Consider the following 14,507-nt stretch of genomic DNA (forward strand, 5'->3'; position numbering starts at 1 on the left):
ACCTGCTGAAATACGCGGACACATCAGAAGAAAGGATATTGCTATGAAGAAGTTAGCTTTACTGTCTGCCGCGATGACGCTGGGAATATCGTCATGGGCTTTCGCTGCCGACAACCCACCGCCGCCGCCAGAAAAAAGCGCGCAGCATCAGGGTAAATCGGCGGCGAAAAACGGCCAGCACGACGGTAAGCAAGCGCAACACAACGGCAAGCAGCCGCGGCATGATGGCAAGCAGCCGCAACGAGACGGCAAACAACCGCAGCATGGTGGTAAGCAGCCGCCAAAAGGCGGTGAGCACAGCGGGAAACCACTGCCGCCAAAAGCGTAATCCCTCACGCCTGGCCTTCTACGCCAGGCTTTTTTCACCCTCTTTCAGCAGACATTGACAAACCCTTGCCCTTCTTTGATAAACCGGGAAAAAAACCTGCACAGCGCCTGGCATAGTAAACCCACGCCATTGATTCACAGAGAAAAGGTATGTTGAGGAGAAGCATGAGCGCCCTGCTGTTGCTGTGCGCGCTTTTTTCCGGGCATCTGCTGGCCCACCGTCAGGGGCACGATTACTTTCCGGTACAGAGCCTCGAGCAGCAGCTGCTGCACGAGGCGGATAGCGATGAGCTTCGCAGCCGGTGCGAAGAGAACGCCGCCGACCTGCGCGAGCACCACCGCTGGCAGGACGCCCGCAAACCGCGGGCATCACACAGCCAGTAGCGTCGCCGCGGATCAGGCCCCTTTGCGCTTCGGCAGGGTCTTCATCAGCTCGTCCGGGCTGACGGAGGCCACGATGCTACCCGGGTGCGGCATTTTGAGGATATGGTTTTTGATCTTGCCGACCACGTGCATTTCGCACGGACGGCAGTCAAACTTCAGGGTCAGCACTTCATCGCCATGGATCAGCTGCATCGGCGTGGCTTTCCAGCTCTTGATGGAGCCTTTCGCCTGTTTCGGACAGAGGTTGAAGGCAAAGCGCAGGCAATGTTTGGTGATCATCACCGGCACATCGCCCTTCTCTTCGTGCGCTTCATAGGCGGCGTCAATCAGCTGCACGCCATAGCGCTGGTAGAACGCCCGCGCCTTGTGGTTATAGACGTTGGCGAGGAAGGAGAGATGGGTCTCCGGGTAGACCGGCGGCGGCACAGAGACCGGCTTACGGGTGCCGCGCTGCCAGGCGTTGAGCCGCGCGTCATCCAGCATTTCGGCCGTTTCACGCCGCAGCTGGTTGAGCAGGCTGTTGGGCACAAACAGCGGCGGCAGATTGACCTGCACCTCGCGCGCATAGTAAATGGTTTGCCCCAGTTTTGTGACACCGTCACGGAGGTTGGCCAGCGCTTTCTCCGCCTGGTTAGCTTCGGCGAACTCCCCGTCAAGGGTGTGGGTCACGCTGACGCCATCTTCACAGGTCATGGTGAGAACCAGCTGCTCCTGCCAGCCGCTTAGGGTGACGTCTACGGCGATGCGGCGTTCGCTGGAGGTCTTCAGCAGCGCCTGCTGCCAGTTGTGATCGAGGTTGCGGTTGAGCGCCTGATGCGGGCGCACTTTGTGCAGATCCGCAGGCATCTCGTTCGGCCACACCCGATAGCGATTTTCGCCGGTTTTTTCCACGTTATTGGCGCGGAAGCCCACCACTTCACGCTTAATCATCACGTTAAGGCCATCGCCGTTGGTTAACGGTTCGCTGACCTCGACGTCGAGATGGTCTTTACCCACCTTCAGCACTTCGCCCACCGGCAGTCCGATAAATTTTGGCGAATCAAAGGCGCCGATATCGCCTTTACGGGCATTAACGAAGTAATCGGTGCTGCCGCGGTGGAAGGTTTTATCGGTGGACGGGATAAAGAAATGCTCGGTGCGCCCTGCCGAGGCGCGCGCGAGATCGCCGCGGTCTTCAATGATGGCGTCCAGCATCTGGCGGTAGTGAGCGGTGATGTTTTTCACGTAGCTCATGTCTTTGTAACGGCCTTCGATTTTGAAGGAGCGCACCCCGGCATCGATCAGCGCCGCCAGGTTGGCGGTCTGGTCGTTGTCTTTCATCGACAGGAGATGTTTTTCATAGGCCACCACTCGCCCCTGATCGTCCTTCAGGGTATACGGCAGGCGGCAGGCCTGCGAGCAGTCGCCGCGGTTGGCGCTGCGTCCGGTCTGGGCGTGGGAAATGTAGCACTGGCCGGAATAGGCCACGCACAGCGCGCCATGGATAAAGAATTCGATGGTGGCGTCAGTATTATCGTAGATGGCCTTGATTTGACTGAGGTTCAGCTCGCGCGCCAGCACGATCTGGCTGAAACCGGCGTCTGAGAGAAACTTTGCTTTCTCCACGCTGCGGATGTCGCACTGGGTGCTGGCGTGCAGCTCGATCGGCGGCAGGTCCAGCTCCATGATCCCCATATCCTGGACAATCAGCGCATCGACGCCCGCGTCGTAAAGGTCGGTAATCAGCCGCTGCGCCGGCTCCAGCTCATCGTCATGCAGAATGGTGTTCAGCGTCACAAAGACCTTGGCGCCGAAGCGATGGGCGAAAGGCACCAGACCGGCGATGTCGCTCAGGCTGTTGCTGGCGTTGTGGCGGGCGCCAAAGCCAGGTCCACCGATATAAACGGCGTCGGCGCCGTGAAGGATCGCTTCGCGAGCGATACCGACGTCGCGGGCAGGACTAAGAAGTTCAAGACGATGATTGTGCAGGCGCATACGCGTGTTGTTATCCAGTATAAGGGGGTCGAAATGGCGGCTATTGTAGTCAGAACCGGGCGCAGACGAAAACCTTTTCCGCCGTCGCGGGACGACGAATTTTCAGTTTTCAGCAAAGTATTGAAGGAAAAGATATTTCCCTCAAATCACCGTACAGAGTACTGTCATCACGTATTCCGGATTTTCCTCGTCACGTTGTGAGTGGTTATCATCAGTCATCTTGTCTGGCCGCGGGTTCGCCCGCGGTTTTTTCTTTTGGATAGTGGATAAGCGAATGGAAATGAGCCGCCTGGGCGCCGCTGTTCCGGTAGGCATGCGCCGCATCGCCGGCGAAGCGCCGCCCCTCACCCGCCTGCAGCGAGTGCCACTCCCCCTGTAAGCAGAGATCCAGGGTACCGCTAATCACGACAACATGCTCAATCACCCCTTGCTCATGCGGCGTCGATTCGCTCAGCGCCCCGGGAGCAAGGGTTATCGAGAAATGATCAAAGCGCAACTCCGGGTCCCACGGGAAGACCGGGGTCACCACCATCGCCTGCTGCTGCGGGTCAAACGCGGAGGGCGCCGCGCCGTCATCCGGAACGATAAACGCCGAAAACGGCACGTTCAGCCCGGTGGCAATCTTCCACAGCGTCGCGACCGTCGGACTCGATTCATTCCGCTCAATCTGCCCGAGCATGGCTTTCGACACCCCGGTCTCTTCCGCCAGACGCGACAGGCTCCAGCCGCGCTGCTGACGCAGATTTTTGAGGGTGGCCGCCAGATGTTGCGCAATATTCATCCTACCTCCTGATTTTTCAGCCCAGAGTATACCTCCATTTGCCTGATTCAACAGGGCGATTAGCGGCATCGCGGGCCGTTTGCGACAAGAGGCTCGGTGCGCAGCCCTCACCACGCAGGAACCTTGTGCGCTAAAACGCACAATGATAGAGTAATCGGACGTTATAACGCACAAGAGAAAACTATGCGCTCGTTTACCGTTCCGCTTCCCAGCCTGTTCGCCGGCTTCGTCGCCGTGCTGGTGGGCTACGCCAGCTCTGCCGCCATCATCTGGCAGGCTGCCGCTGCCGCCGGCGCCACGCCCGGGCAGATCGCCGGCTGGATGACGGCCCTGGGCCTCGCCATGGGCGTCAGCACCCTCGCGCTGAGCGGCTGGCGAAAAGTGCCGGTGCTCACCGCCTGGTCAACGCCGGGCGCCGCCCTGCTGGTCAGCGGCCTGCAGGGGGTGACCCTCCCTGAGGCGGTGGGGGTATTTATCTTCGCCAATGCGCTGATCGTCCTCTGCGGCGTTACCGGCCTGTTTGCCCGGCTGATGAAAATCATTCCCCATTCGCTGGCCGCCGCGATGCTGGCCGGCATTCTGCTGCGTTTCGGTTTGCAGGCCTTCGCCGGCTTCCAGGATCATCTGCTGCTGTGCGGCGGCATGCTCGCCGCCTGGCTTCTGTGTAAGGCGCTGTGGCCCCGCTTCGCCGTGGTCGCCGCGCTGGTTGCCGGGGCGCTGATTGCCGCGGCCTCCGGGGAGGTGGCCAGCGCCGCTGTGCCGCTGGCGTTTGTGGCGCCGGAATGGATCGCCCCGCAGTTTACCCCGGCGCTGCTGCTCAGCGTCGGCCTGCCCTTCTTCCTCGTGACCATGGCCTCACAGAACGCGCCCGGGTTCGCTACCCTGCAGGCATCAGGCTATGCCGTACCGGTCTCCGCGCTGATCGTTGTCTGCGGGGGGCTGGCGCTGCTGCTGGCGCCGTTTGGGGTCTACTCGATCTGTATTGCGGCGATCACCGCCGCCATCTGCCAGAGCCCGGAGGCGCACCCGGATCCGCAGCAGCGTTGGCTGGCGGCCATGGCCGCAGGCGGTTTTTATCTGCTGGCCGGTCTGTTCGGGGGATCGATCACCGCGCTGATGTCGGCCCTGCCGCCAGCATGGATCCAGATGCTGGCCGGCCTGGCGTTGCTCGGCACCATCGGCGGTAGTCTGTTTCAGGCGGTACATCAGGCCAGTGAGCGCGACGCGGCGGTGCTGACCTTTCTGATCACCGCCAGCGGCGTGACGCTGGCGGGAATTGGCTCGGCATTCTGGGGCGTGGTGCTCGGCGGAGTGAGCTACGGCGTGCTATCCGCGCTGCGCCGCCCGTAGCTGGGTCGGCGTCAGGCCGGTGGCGGCTTTGACCCGATGGCTGAAATGGCTGGCGGAGCTGAAACCGCAGGCCAGAGCGATCTCGGTGAGCGGCAGCGCGCTGTGGCAGATCAGGTTTTGCGCCTTCGCCATTCGCTGCTGCATCACATATTGATGCGGAGCCATATTCAGCGACTGGCGGAACATACGGGCAAAATGAAATTCACTCAGTCCCGCCTGCTGCGCCAGGTCGGCCAGGGTCAATGGCTGATCGAGGTGAGCGTCGATCCAGGCCAGCACATGACGCTTCACCCCCGGCGCCAGTCCCCCGGTGACCGAGGGCAAACGCCACTGCACGGTGGAATAGTGCTGGATCAGATGGGTGAGCAATAAACTGCTGGCGGCGCTAAGGGTCAGCTGGTTCGCCGGCTGTCGCCAGTCATTAGCCAGCAAAAACTGACGATACACGGTGGTGATTTTGTCATCGCTGGCAAAGGTTTTCTCCTGCAGGGTGAAGTTCGCCGGGCTGCGATCCCACACCTCCTCCCCGACGCGGCGCAGATGCGCATCGGTACAATAGAGATGGACAAACGACAGATCGCCGCGGATATCCCAGACGCTTTCATCGCCTTTCGGCATCAGGCAAAAGCGATCCGGGCCGCCGCCATTCTTCCAGCCGTGCGGCGTCTTTTGATAGCTTTCATAACCATCGGCGACGTACAGGCTTAAGGTATGATGATCGCTGCGTACCGTTACGGTATCGCAGTTGTTATACCAGGCGGCCAGTTGAATACCGGAATTCAGCTCCACGGTGCCCTTCAGCACCGCGTTCTGTCGCCGTAATGTTTCAAACGTCCCGTAACCCATCGCCTTCACGCATCTGTCCTGTCTGGAAAAACTCTAGTCTAGGGAGACTGCGGCGCGGTTTCCAGTCCTCACCGCCGGCGAAAGACAAATAAGCGCAAGAATTTGCAAGCCGACAACAAGCGGGTGAAAGCCGCAGGTTGCGGCAGGCGGCATACTCCTCCCTTCAACAGGCAGAGGAGAATCAGGGTGAACGCATTACTTTATGCACTCGTTGTCGTTATCTGGGGAACGACGTGGATTGCGATTTTTTTACAGCAGGGGCCGGTGGCGGCGCCGGTATCGATTTTCTGGCGTTTCGCCGTGGCCAGCGTCACGATGCTGGCGATTCTGCTCGTCACGCGACGTCTGCGGCCGCTGGGCGCGAAGGACCATCTCTGCTGCCTGCTGCAGGGCTGCTGCGTCTTCTGCTTCAATTTCTGGTGCTTTTATACCGCCGCCGCCTGGATCAACACCGGTCTGGAATCGGTGATCTTTTCCATGGCGGTGCTGTTTAACGCCATCAACAGCTTTCTTTTCTTCCGTCAGCAGCCGCCGGGACGCTTCTGGGCTGCCGCCGCGCTCGGTCTGGCCGGTATCGTCACCCTGTTCTGGGATGACCTGCTGGCCAACGGGCTGAACGCTTCGCTACTGTGGGGGATCGGTCTGAGCGCGCTGGGCACTTACGGCTTTTCGCTGGGCAATATGTTCAGTATTCGTCACCAGCGGCGGGGGCTGGAGACGCTGACCACCAACAGCTGGGCGATGCTGTACGGCACGCTGGTGATGGGCGCCATCGCACTCCTCCGCGGGGATAATTTTATGCCGGAGTGGACCGTCAGCTATCTTGGCGCCCTGCTTTACCTGGCGCTGTTCGGCTCAGTTGTCGCCTTCGGCGCCTATTTCACCCTTGTGGGACGCATCGGCGCCAGCAAAGCCGCCTACAGTACGCTGCTGTTTCCGCTGGTCGCCCTGTCCATCTCCACCGTTTATGAAGGCTATGTATGGCACAGCAACGCCGTTATCGGACTGGCGCTGATCCTGTTGGGTAATCTGGTGATGTTTGCCAAACCGGAACAGCTGCTGCTGCGCCGAAAGCTGGCCTGAAACGGCGGAAGATAAAACAGCGCCGTCGGCAGACGGCGCTGGCGAGATTACCGCTGGGAAGGGTCGAATTTGACGGCGTCGACCGCCATATCATCGATTACCTGCTTCATGGTTTCGATGGTCAGCGGCGTGTTTTCATTGGCCAGAGTTTTTCCTTCCCCTTTACGAACCACTTTGATCACCGGCTTGTTGGTGCTGGCGTCAATCAGTTCGGCTTCAAAATAGAGGTCGGTGTCCATCGTACGATGGCCGGTGGCGGCCTGAGTACCGGCAACAATCATCGCGACCGGAACCACTTCATAGAACTGCAGCCCTTCTTTGCTGGAGTCCACCCCGGTGATCGCCCCGCGGAAAATAAGGCTACGCTTGCCGGCGGTGGTAGCCAGCGGTTTACGCTCGGAAATGGCCTGTTTGAGCTGTTTGTTGGTGTAATTAAGAATATCCTGCAGCGCCTTTTCACCGACCTGGGTCGTCGGCTTCGGTACCGGATAGTACGTTACCGGATGGTAGACGACATTATCGTAGTTAGCCGGATTGTAGTTTGGGTCGATCCAGCGCAGCTCCGACTTGCCGGAGGCCGTGGTGGCTTCTTTCAGGTTGGAATAATCTTTTAAAAAGCCCGAATACTGATTCGGCTGCGCCAGTTTGGACGCACAGCCCGTCAACGCTAACATCCCCGCCAGAGCGGCGACTTTAAATAACACGCGAGTACGCATAAAGAGATCCCTGTAAATGCAGTTTTTTCGGCAGACGTTATAGCAGATAAGACCCAGTAGTTTTGTGACAAAATGAGGGCTTCGTCAAGGAAGATATACAAATATTGATGGGATCAACATTACGTTATTAAATAATTACTTAATAGGTGAATAGGTCGCCTTTAACCCTCAGTTCAGCGAGGCTTTTCGCGCGTCTTTATCCGATGGGTATTAGCGCAAGGCGGCGCGGTCAATCTCAGCCATTTCACGCGCCGCTGAGGATTATGCGGGCTTGCGCGCCAGCAGCGTGGCGAAGCGCAGTTTGATCCGGTTGCCGCTTGCGTCGGTCCGATGCAGCTCACCGACGTCCTCATTGTATTTCAGTAATTCCCAGCCCCGGTAGTACTCCCGAAGTTCATCGGGTTTAAAAGCAAACGGGAAGCCGACGGTGCAGGGATAGTCCTCGGTGTCCATCGCCGCGACAATCAGGTTATAGCCCCCGGCGGCGGTGCAACGCTGCATATTGGCGATGAGACCCGGGATAGCGCCGGCCTCAAGAAACATCATCACCACGGTGGAGAGGATCAGATCATACTCGCCGTCAAAGGTCAGGCTGTTGAGGTCTTTCACCGCGGTCTGCAAATTATCCAGCCCTTCGGCGGCGCGAATAGTCTCCAGATTATTGATGCTCATCGCATTTTTATCCCACGCCGTCACCGTGAAGCCGTTCGCCGCCAGATAAAGGCTGTTACGTCCGTTGCCGCAGCCCAGATCCAGCGCCCGCCCCGGCGACACCATCGTCGCGGCATGCAGCACCTCGGAGTGGGTGCGGGTCAGGCCATATTTTTCACTAAAATAGTCCGCGTCACGCGTTGTCATGATCCTTCCTTCTTATTAAGGAGTGTTTCCCGGTCGACCTGTAGCAACAGTTTCCCGCTGACCAACAGCAGCCCTGTGCGCAGCAGCAGCAGGCCGATGACCAGATTGCTAAAAATAAAGAGCGGCAGCGCCAGATGATGAAAAAAGCCGTCCGCCTTCGCCTGGCCCAGATGCAGGCCGGTAGTGGCCAGTGCGGAAATACCGAACGAGAAGCTCCAGAAAGAAGCATTGAACGGCTGGCGAAGATACCAGGGCATCAGACGCAGCATAAACAACAGCTGTAGCAGACCGTAGCCAAACAGCAGCTTAGCAAAGATATCAGCCTCCCCGCCGTTGACGCTGAGCCAGGCGCTGCAGGCCACCAGCGCAGGCGCCAGCTGGATCCCCAACGAGGTGCGCAGCGCGGTCGGCAGTTCGCCTGCGCTGCGCAGCCGATGGAGGATAGCCGGCTCAAGGCTCAGCCAGGAGAAGACCCCGGCGCCAAGGAATACCAGTCCGGCGTCGGTAAACCCCAGCGCGCCGCAGGCCATCGCGCTGATAAAATTATTCGCCACCGTGGGCAGATACAGCCCCGGCGTGGTGGCCTCGCGAGGATGGTTTCCCCGCCACAGGCCGCCGCTTTGCCAGGCGGCATAGGCGAGCTGCAGCGCCACGCCCGGCACAAACAGCCCGATGGCCAGCGGCCGGCACCAGGGTACCAGTCCAATCGATACCAGCAAGGTAGTGGCGGGAAACAGGCTGACGAAGCTGCTGCTGACGGAATGTCGCATCTCCTGCAGCACACTCGCCGGAAAGCGGATCGCCCGGCTGATAAACGCCATGCTGAGCAGGACCCACATCGCCATCGCCAGCGTCACCAGCCCATCACCAATGCTGCGGCTGACCGGCCAGAGGGTGCTGGCGTAACGCCAGGCAAAGCCCATCCCGATGGTGCCGAGCACCATGCCAAAGTAACCCGCCGGCAGATTCAGCACCTGCCGCGATGTATGCGTTTTGTTCATTTTATTGATGATATCAATTTAATTTGAAGTTGCATTCTAAAGGAACCTTATCCCACGCGCTACGGCGATCTTTGCTATGTTTATGTTAACCATAAGTAATGAGGATCGGGAATGCGTAAATACCGTCTCAGCGAACAGACCCGGCAGTATTGTTACCAGGCAGAGGATGGCAAACAGTGCGTCATCCTGCGCCAGATCGTGGCGCTTATCGATTTCGCTGACGTCAAAGCGGGCAGCGAAGGCGGCTGGGTGGAGGAGGAAAGCGCTCTCAGCCAGCAGGGAGAGTGCTGGATCTACGATGCCAACAGCGTGGTCTTCGCCGGGGCGCGCATCCTCGACGATGCCCGACTCCATGGCCCCTGCGAGGTCAGCCATGGGGCTATCATCAGCGGGCGGGCATCCATTCACGCCTCGCAGATCAGCCATCACGCGCAGATTGGTGACAACGTCACGATTAGCCTGAGTACGGTGCGCGGTGACTGTCGCCTCGCCGACGAGGCGCGTCTTCTGCCCCACTGTCAGGTGATTGCCGCCCGCGGGCTGACCGCCGACCGCGACAAAGTGCTGCAGATTTATCAGCGAGCCACCGTCAGCGCGTCGCGCATTCTCCATCAGGCGCAGATCTATGGCGAGGCCTACGTCGAGCACGCTTTTGTCGAACATCGGGCGGAAGTCTTTGACCACGCCAGGCTTGAGGGAAACGAGGAGAATGACGTTTGGGTGTGCGATAACGCGCGGATTTACGGGCATGCCCGTCTGATCGCGGGTCGCGGCGAAGATGCCATTCCCACTGTGCGCTACAGTTCCCAGGTTGCGGAGAATGCGGTGATTGAAGGTAACTGTCTGCTAAAGCACCGCGCGATGGTGGGCGGCGAGGCGCAGCTGCGCGGTGGACCGATTCTGCTTGACGATGACGTGCTGATCCAGGGTCGGGCTGTTATCGTCGGCGATGTGATCGTTGAGCACCAGGTCACGCTTGGGGACGAGGTGCAGATCGCCGCGCGGGAAGGAGAAGCCATTCACCTGCGCGGCCCGAAGACCCTCGACGGCCAGCAGCAGATCACCCGAACGCCGCTGTTAGGCGCCCTGTAGCGCTTCGTCGCGGTCAATAATACGGGCGTAGATATTCTGATCGTCATAGCTGCCGTTCAGATACTCGGCCTGGCGGAGACAGCCTTCCAGAACAAACCCGTTACGCAACGCCACCTGGTTGCTGCGGGTATTCGCCACCCGACATTTGATCACAAACCGGCGCACCAGCCCGCTGCGGGCATAATAGTGGATAAAGGCCTGCAGGGAACGGGACAGATATCCCTGCCCCTGGCAATCTTCATCGATCCAATAGCCAATATAGGCCGTCTTATTCTGCGGCTCGATCTGGTTGAACGACAGAACGCCAATCGGCCGCTTATCGAGAAACAGCAAAAACATTTTGGCGTAATCCCGCTGGTGCAGCATCACGTTACCCTGCACATGGCGGCGGGTCTCCTCTTCGCTGCGCACCTCTCCGGCCCAGCTGAGCGACTGCTGTAGCCAGCGCTGGTTTTTCACCACCAGCTGGTGCAGGTCGCTGACGTAACGCTCATCAATGGCGGTAAGCGTCAGTCCCTCGGTCACCGGGATCGACTCAGGTACTGCTGGAATGTCTGTGGTCATGGGGCTCTCTGCGGGCCCGCAGGGGGTGCCTGGGGGCCACGGCTGTCACGGGGTTATTTCATGATCCGGTCGTCGACGTAGTTACGTTTATCCGGCGCCGGCGGGAAGTACTGATAGAGCCAGGTTTCGCTGATGGCTTCGCCCTGACAGCGCAGGAACAGACGCATCTCCACCGGGTCGGTCGAGTCGGAGGTCGGATACCAGTCGAACAGGATCCGGTAGCCATCGAACGGCTCGACGTAGAGGATCTCAATCTGCTTCGCTTCGCCGCTGGAGAGGGTGATCACCGGTTCAATACCGCGCGGCGCGGCCGCTTTCAGATCGCCGCCGACAAAGTCGATGGCAAAACGACGCGCCCACTTGTCCGGGTAGTGTTCCCCCGGCGCCCATCCCTCCGGGAAGCCCCCCATCCCGGTGCGGGTGGCGAGCACACGCGCCAGCGGGGTGCTCACCGGCGGCTGCGCGCTCCAGTAGAGACGGTAGCGGAAGTCCAGTTCGTCGCCCGCCTTCACCGCCTTTTCCGGCTGCCAGAAGCAGACGATGTTATCCAGCGTTTCACCGGTGGTCGGGATCTCCATCAGGCTGACCGCCCCTTTGCCCCACTGGTTACGCGGCTCCACCCACAGGCTGGGACGCTTGTTATACCAGCCCATCACGTCCTGGTAGTGGGAGAAATCGCGGTCCAGCTGCAGCAGACCAAAGCCGCGCGGGTTCTTGTCCTGGAAGGCGTTGAACTGCAGCTTCTGCGGGTTGTTCAGCGGCCGGCAGACCCATTCGCCGTTGCCCAGCCACATCGACAGCCGATCGGAGTCGTGGATCTGCGGGTGGATGGTATCGCACATCCGACGCTCGTTGTTGCCGCAGCTGAACATGCTGGTCATCGGCGCGATACCCAGCTGTTTGATATCCTTGCGGGCGTAGAGATGGTTCTCCACGTCCATAATGACCTGGGTATCCTGGCAGTGGATGGTGAACTTGTAGGCGCCAGTGATGCTCGGGCTGTCCAGCAGAGCGTAAACGGTGAATACCGTGGCGTCTCCTTTGACCGTTTCGAACCAGAAAGAGGTGAAATCGGGGAACTCTTCCGGGGTATCGGTAAAGGTATCTACCGCCAGCCCACGGGCCGAGAGGCCGTACTGGTAGGTGCTGTCTACCGCGCGGAAATAGCTGGCGCCGAGAAACGCCACGATATCCCGGCGCGCCAGCTCAGGCGCTTTAAATACCCGGAACCCGGCGAAGCCGAGATCGGACTGGCCTTCCAGCTGGCGGGCATCCACCCCGGCGTCATTGTACTTGAACAGCTCCGGACGGAAGTGGATCTCGCGCGCCTGCTGGGTGGCGGCGTCTAAAGAGAACATGCGCACGCGGCGACGGAACCCCATCCCGACGTGGAAAAACTGGATATCCAGTTTGCGTTCTTCAATATTGTTCCACAACGAGTGGTTGGCGTCATACTGGATGCTGTTATAAGCCTGCGGGGTGAGATTGGCCAGCGTCGGCGGCAGATCGCGCGGGGCGCCGCCCCACGGCTGGCGCGCCAGATCGTGAGCCATCGCCTGCAGCACGGCATAATCAAAACGGCGTGTCTGCCCGTCGGCAATGCCCGCGTCTTCAGCAAACGCGGCCTGACTGAATAAGGAAGCGACTCCTGACGTTCCGCATACGGCGGCAACAGCCATGGAAGATTTAAGAAAACGTCTGCGGTTCATGCCTGAGAAAGCGTCCTTCTGCACGGGTGAATTGATTCGCAACGCGTCATCACGCTGCGTGATAATTTCCGCCCACTCTAGACAAAAACGATTAATAATCCAATTGTTGCCAGCAGAAAAACGGTAAAAAAGCCCTGTCTACCAGAACAGGCTGTTTTTTCATCACCGGCGGAGGGAGAGCGCAATATCCAGCCCAGGGCCCGCCTGCAAACAAAGCGGACAGCACTCATCCCGTCTCATCGCCGGGGCGTTTCTTAGCCGCCCGCGGCCTGCAGCAGGGCCGCGCCCCGCTGAGCCGCGACCCATCCCCTTTATTCGAGGGTCACGTGATGCTTCATCACCCGGCGAAACAGCGCCAGCCGGGCGCGCATAAAGCGATTCTCCACTTTAAAGCCGGCACGCTTATGCAGGCCAATGCGCAGCAGACGATCCCGTCCGCGCACGCACGCCGGCCAACGCACCGCGCCGGCAAGCACCTGCTCGCCGCTGGCGACGCGGGCAAACTGGGCCCAGTAGTCAGCGACCTGAGCGGCGAAGGCCAGATCCACTTCACTGGCATATTGCCGCACCGGGTCGGTGAGCCGCAGGTTATCAAACACGTAGGGCACCTCGTTGCCGTGCCAGGCGCCGTGCGGATAGACATCATGCTCCGCTTCCGCCACATAATCGAACCAGTACCGCCAGCATGGCTGGCCCACGCGCTGCTGGGCCTGCATCACCACATAGCCGAGGGTGGTAAACGCCATATCCCGACAGACTTCCCGCCCCAGCGCTTCATCCCCCTTGACGCCGGGATAGAGGAGTTTGATCAGTCCCAGCCCCAGACGGCGCTCGCGGCGCAGCTTCTGGATCTGCCCGGCGATATCGACGCCAAACACCGCCATCACGCTGGCTTCATCGCTGTTGGAGCCGATCATCACCGGCATCGGATGCTGGCGCCCGGCAAAAAAGGTCTCCAGCATCGGCTGCGGAAGCACCACATCGCCGGCGATGGGCGCTGGCCCGATATTCAGCGGGGCGGTTAGCGACCAGAAGGCCTCCGCCGGGATCGCCCGCAGTTGTTCGGCGCTGGCCTGCGGCAAGGCGAAGCGTTCCGCCAGCAGGCGGCCTTTCTCCAGCGCCTTTTCTCGCGGCAGATCGGGTAAGGTATACCCGCTCTGAATAATCGCTTTATGGAACAACCCTTTCGCTTTCGGCGAGGCCATCAGCGACAGCACGCTGCGCGCCCCGGCGGATTCGCCAAACAGCGTAACGTTTGCGGCGTCGCCGCCGAAGGCGTGAATATTCTCCTGGACCCACTGCAGGGCGGCGATCTGGTCGAGCAGCGCGAAGTTATACAGACGCTCGCCCGCCTCTTCCTCCAGTGCCGGATGGGCGAAAAAGCCAAGATGACCCAGTCGGTAGTTGACCGTCACCACCACCACGTCGCGGCTGGCCAGCGCCAGGCCATCGTAAGGCGGCAGACTGCCGGCGCCGATGGTAAACCCGCCGCCGTGCAGCCAGACCATCACCGGCAGCGGCTGCGCTGCGCTGGCGGGGGCCCAGACGTTGAGATAGAGACAGTCTTCGCTGAAACGGCCGGGATCCCCGCCGCCAAGTTCGCGGCAGTAGTCAATGTCCTGCCAGCTGGCGGCGGAAAAGGCGTCGGCCTGACGCACGCCATGCCAGCGGGCGGGAGGCTGCGGCGCGCGCCAGCGCAGCGGCCCCACGGGCGGCGCGGCGTACGGAATGCCGCGCCAGATATGGATCCCCTGCTCTGCGCTCCCGGCCAGCGTGCCCTGCCGGGTTTTCGCCAACGGTTTCGACGGATGTTGCATAACCT

The 14,507-nt window shown here is 60.3% G+C and carries 15 protein-coding genes; 6 read left to right on the top strand and 9 right to left on the bottom strand.

Annotation, left to right across the window (positions count from 1 at the left end; genetic code table 11):
* The first annotated feature begins 43 nt into the window (after positions 1 to 43).
* Entirely contained in the window at positions 44 to 328 is a 285-nt protein-coding gene (locus tag MKR05_RS05265; RefSeq protein WP_048297631.1) for a hypothetical protein, read from the top strand.
* 149 nt (positions 329 to 477) lie between these two features.
* Complete coding sequence (locus MKR05_RS05270) at positions 478 to 711, top strand: DUF2554 family protein (protein WP_032428865.1); 234 nt, start codon at positions 478 to 480, stop codon at positions 709 to 711.
* 12 nt (positions 712 to 723) lie between these two features.
* Here the strand turns inward: MKR05_RS05270 and MKR05_RS05275 are convergent, their stop codons facing one another.
* Positions 724 to 2,685 (bottom strand): U32 family peptidase, encoded by a 1,962-nt coding sequence (locus MKR05_RS05275; protein WP_101866314.1) that lies wholly within the window; start codon positions 2,683 to 2,685, stop codon positions 724 to 726.
* A gap of 33 nt (positions 2,686 to 2,718) precedes the next feature.
* Between MKR05_RS05275 and MKR05_RS05280 the strand changes: the two genes are divergently transcribed.
* Positions 2,719 to 2,886 carry a hypothetical protein gene (locus MKR05_RS05280; RefSeq protein ID WP_032429169.1) on the top strand — a complete coding sequence of 56 codons (168 nt, stop codon included), beginning with the start codon at positions 2,719 to 2,721 and terminating at the stop codon, positions 2,884 to 2,886.
* 10 nt (positions 2,887 to 2,896) lie between these two features.
* Here the strand turns inward: MKR05_RS05280 and MKR05_RS05285 are convergent, their stop codons facing one another.
* Positions 2,897 to 3,466 carry a helix-turn-helix domain-containing protein gene (locus MKR05_RS05285; RefSeq protein WP_023289901.1) on the bottom strand — a complete coding sequence of 190 codons (570 nt, stop codon included), beginning with the start codon at positions 3,464 to 3,466 and terminating at the stop codon, positions 2,897 to 2,899.
* Between the two features lie 183 nt (positions 3,467 to 3,649).
* Here MKR05_RS05285 and MKR05_RS05290 point away from each other — a divergent pair, with 183 nt between their 5' ends.
* Positions 3,650 to 4,816 carry a benzoate/H(+) symporter BenE family transporter gene (locus MKR05_RS05290; protein WP_072413278.1) on the top strand — a complete coding sequence of 389 codons (1,167 nt, stop codon included), beginning with the start codon at positions 3,650 to 3,652 and terminating at the stop codon, positions 4,814 to 4,816.
* Here the strand turns inward: MKR05_RS05290 and MKR05_RS05295 are convergent.
* Positions 4,793 to 5,662 carry an AraC family transcriptional regulator gene (locus MKR05_RS05295; RefSeq protein ID WP_064154536.1) on the bottom strand — a complete coding sequence of 290 codons (870 nt, stop codon included), beginning with the start codon at positions 5,660 to 5,662 and terminating at the stop codon, positions 4,793 to 4,795. The genes MKR05_RS05290 and MKR05_RS05295 overlap by 24 nt on opposite strands.
* 186 nt (positions 5,663 to 5,848) lie before the next feature.
* Between MKR05_RS05295 and MKR05_RS05300 the strand changes: the two genes are divergently transcribed.
* Positions 5,849 to 6,745, top strand: a complete 897-nt coding sequence (locus MKR05_RS05300; RefSeq protein ID WP_023289904.1) for a DMT family transporter — start codon at positions 5,849 to 5,851, stop codon at positions 6,743 to 6,745.
* Between the two features lie 47 nt (positions 6,746 to 6,792).
* Here MKR05_RS05300 and MKR05_RS05305 read toward each other — a convergent pair whose 3' ends face one another.
* From MKR05_RS05305 to tehA, 3 genes are all read right to left on the bottom strand, one after another.
* Positions 6,793 to 7,461, bottom strand: a complete 669-nt coding sequence (locus MKR05_RS05305) for a DUF3313 domain-containing protein (protein WP_004202796.1) — start codon at positions 7,459 to 7,461, stop codon at positions 6,793 to 6,795.
* Positions 7,462 to 7,722: 261 nt separating this feature from the next.
* Entirely contained in the window at positions 7,723 to 8,319 is a 597-nt protein-coding gene (gene tehB / locus MKR05_RS05310; RefSeq protein WP_101866706.1) for a tellurite resistance methyltransferase TehB, read from the bottom strand.
* Complete coding sequence (tehA, locus tag MKR05_RS05315) at positions 8,316 to 9,320, bottom strand: dicarboxylate transporter/tellurite-resistance protein TehA (RefSeq protein WP_101866707.1); 1,005 nt, start codon at positions 9,318 to 9,320, stop codon at positions 8,316 to 8,318. The genes tehB and tehA overlap by 4 nt, the downstream gene beginning before the upstream one ends.
* A gap of 111 nt (positions 9,321 to 9,431) precedes the next feature.
* Here tehA and ydcK point away from each other — a divergent pair, with 111 nt between their 5' ends.
* Positions 9,432 to 10,412, top strand: coding sequence for a YdcK family protein (gene ydcK, locus MKR05_RS05320; protein WP_032453096.1), 981 nt, complete (start codon positions 9,432 to 9,434; stop codon positions 10,410 to 10,412).
* Here the strand turns inward: ydcK and rimL are convergent.
* The 3 genes from rimL to MKR05_RS05335 form a co-directional block, all read right to left on the bottom strand.
* Positions 10,398 to 10,976 carry a 50S ribosomal protein L7/L12-serine acetyltransferase gene (rimL, locus tag MKR05_RS05325; protein WP_032453097.1) on the bottom strand — a complete coding sequence of 193 codons (579 nt, stop codon included), beginning with the start codon at positions 10,974 to 10,976 and terminating at the stop codon, positions 10,398 to 10,400. The two genes, ydcK and rimL, sit on opposite strands and share 15 nt — an antisense overlap.
* A 53-nt stretch (positions 10,977 to 11,029) precedes the next feature.
* The gene (locus MKR05_RS05330) at positions 11,030 to 12,685 is read right to left on the bottom strand and encodes a glucan biosynthesis protein D (RefSeq protein WP_101996913.1); all 1,656 of its coding nucleotides are present in this window, start codon (positions 12,683 to 12,685) and stop codon (positions 11,030 to 11,032) included.
* 311 nt (positions 12,686 to 12,996) lie between these two features.
* Positions 12,997 to 14,502 (bottom strand): carboxylesterase/lipase family protein, encoded by a 1,506-nt coding sequence (locus tag MKR05_RS05335; protein WP_284118103.1) that lies wholly within the window; start codon positions 14,500 to 14,502, stop codon positions 12,997 to 12,999.
* Between the last annotated feature and the right edge of the window lie 5 nt (positions 14,503 to 14,507).

The organism is Klebsiella sp. K5-204 (genome assembly GCF_030128585.1).
Classification (GTDB): domain Bacteria; phylum Pseudomonadota; class Gammaproteobacteria; order Enterobacterales; family Enterobacteriaceae; genus Klebsiella; species Klebsiella quasipneumoniae.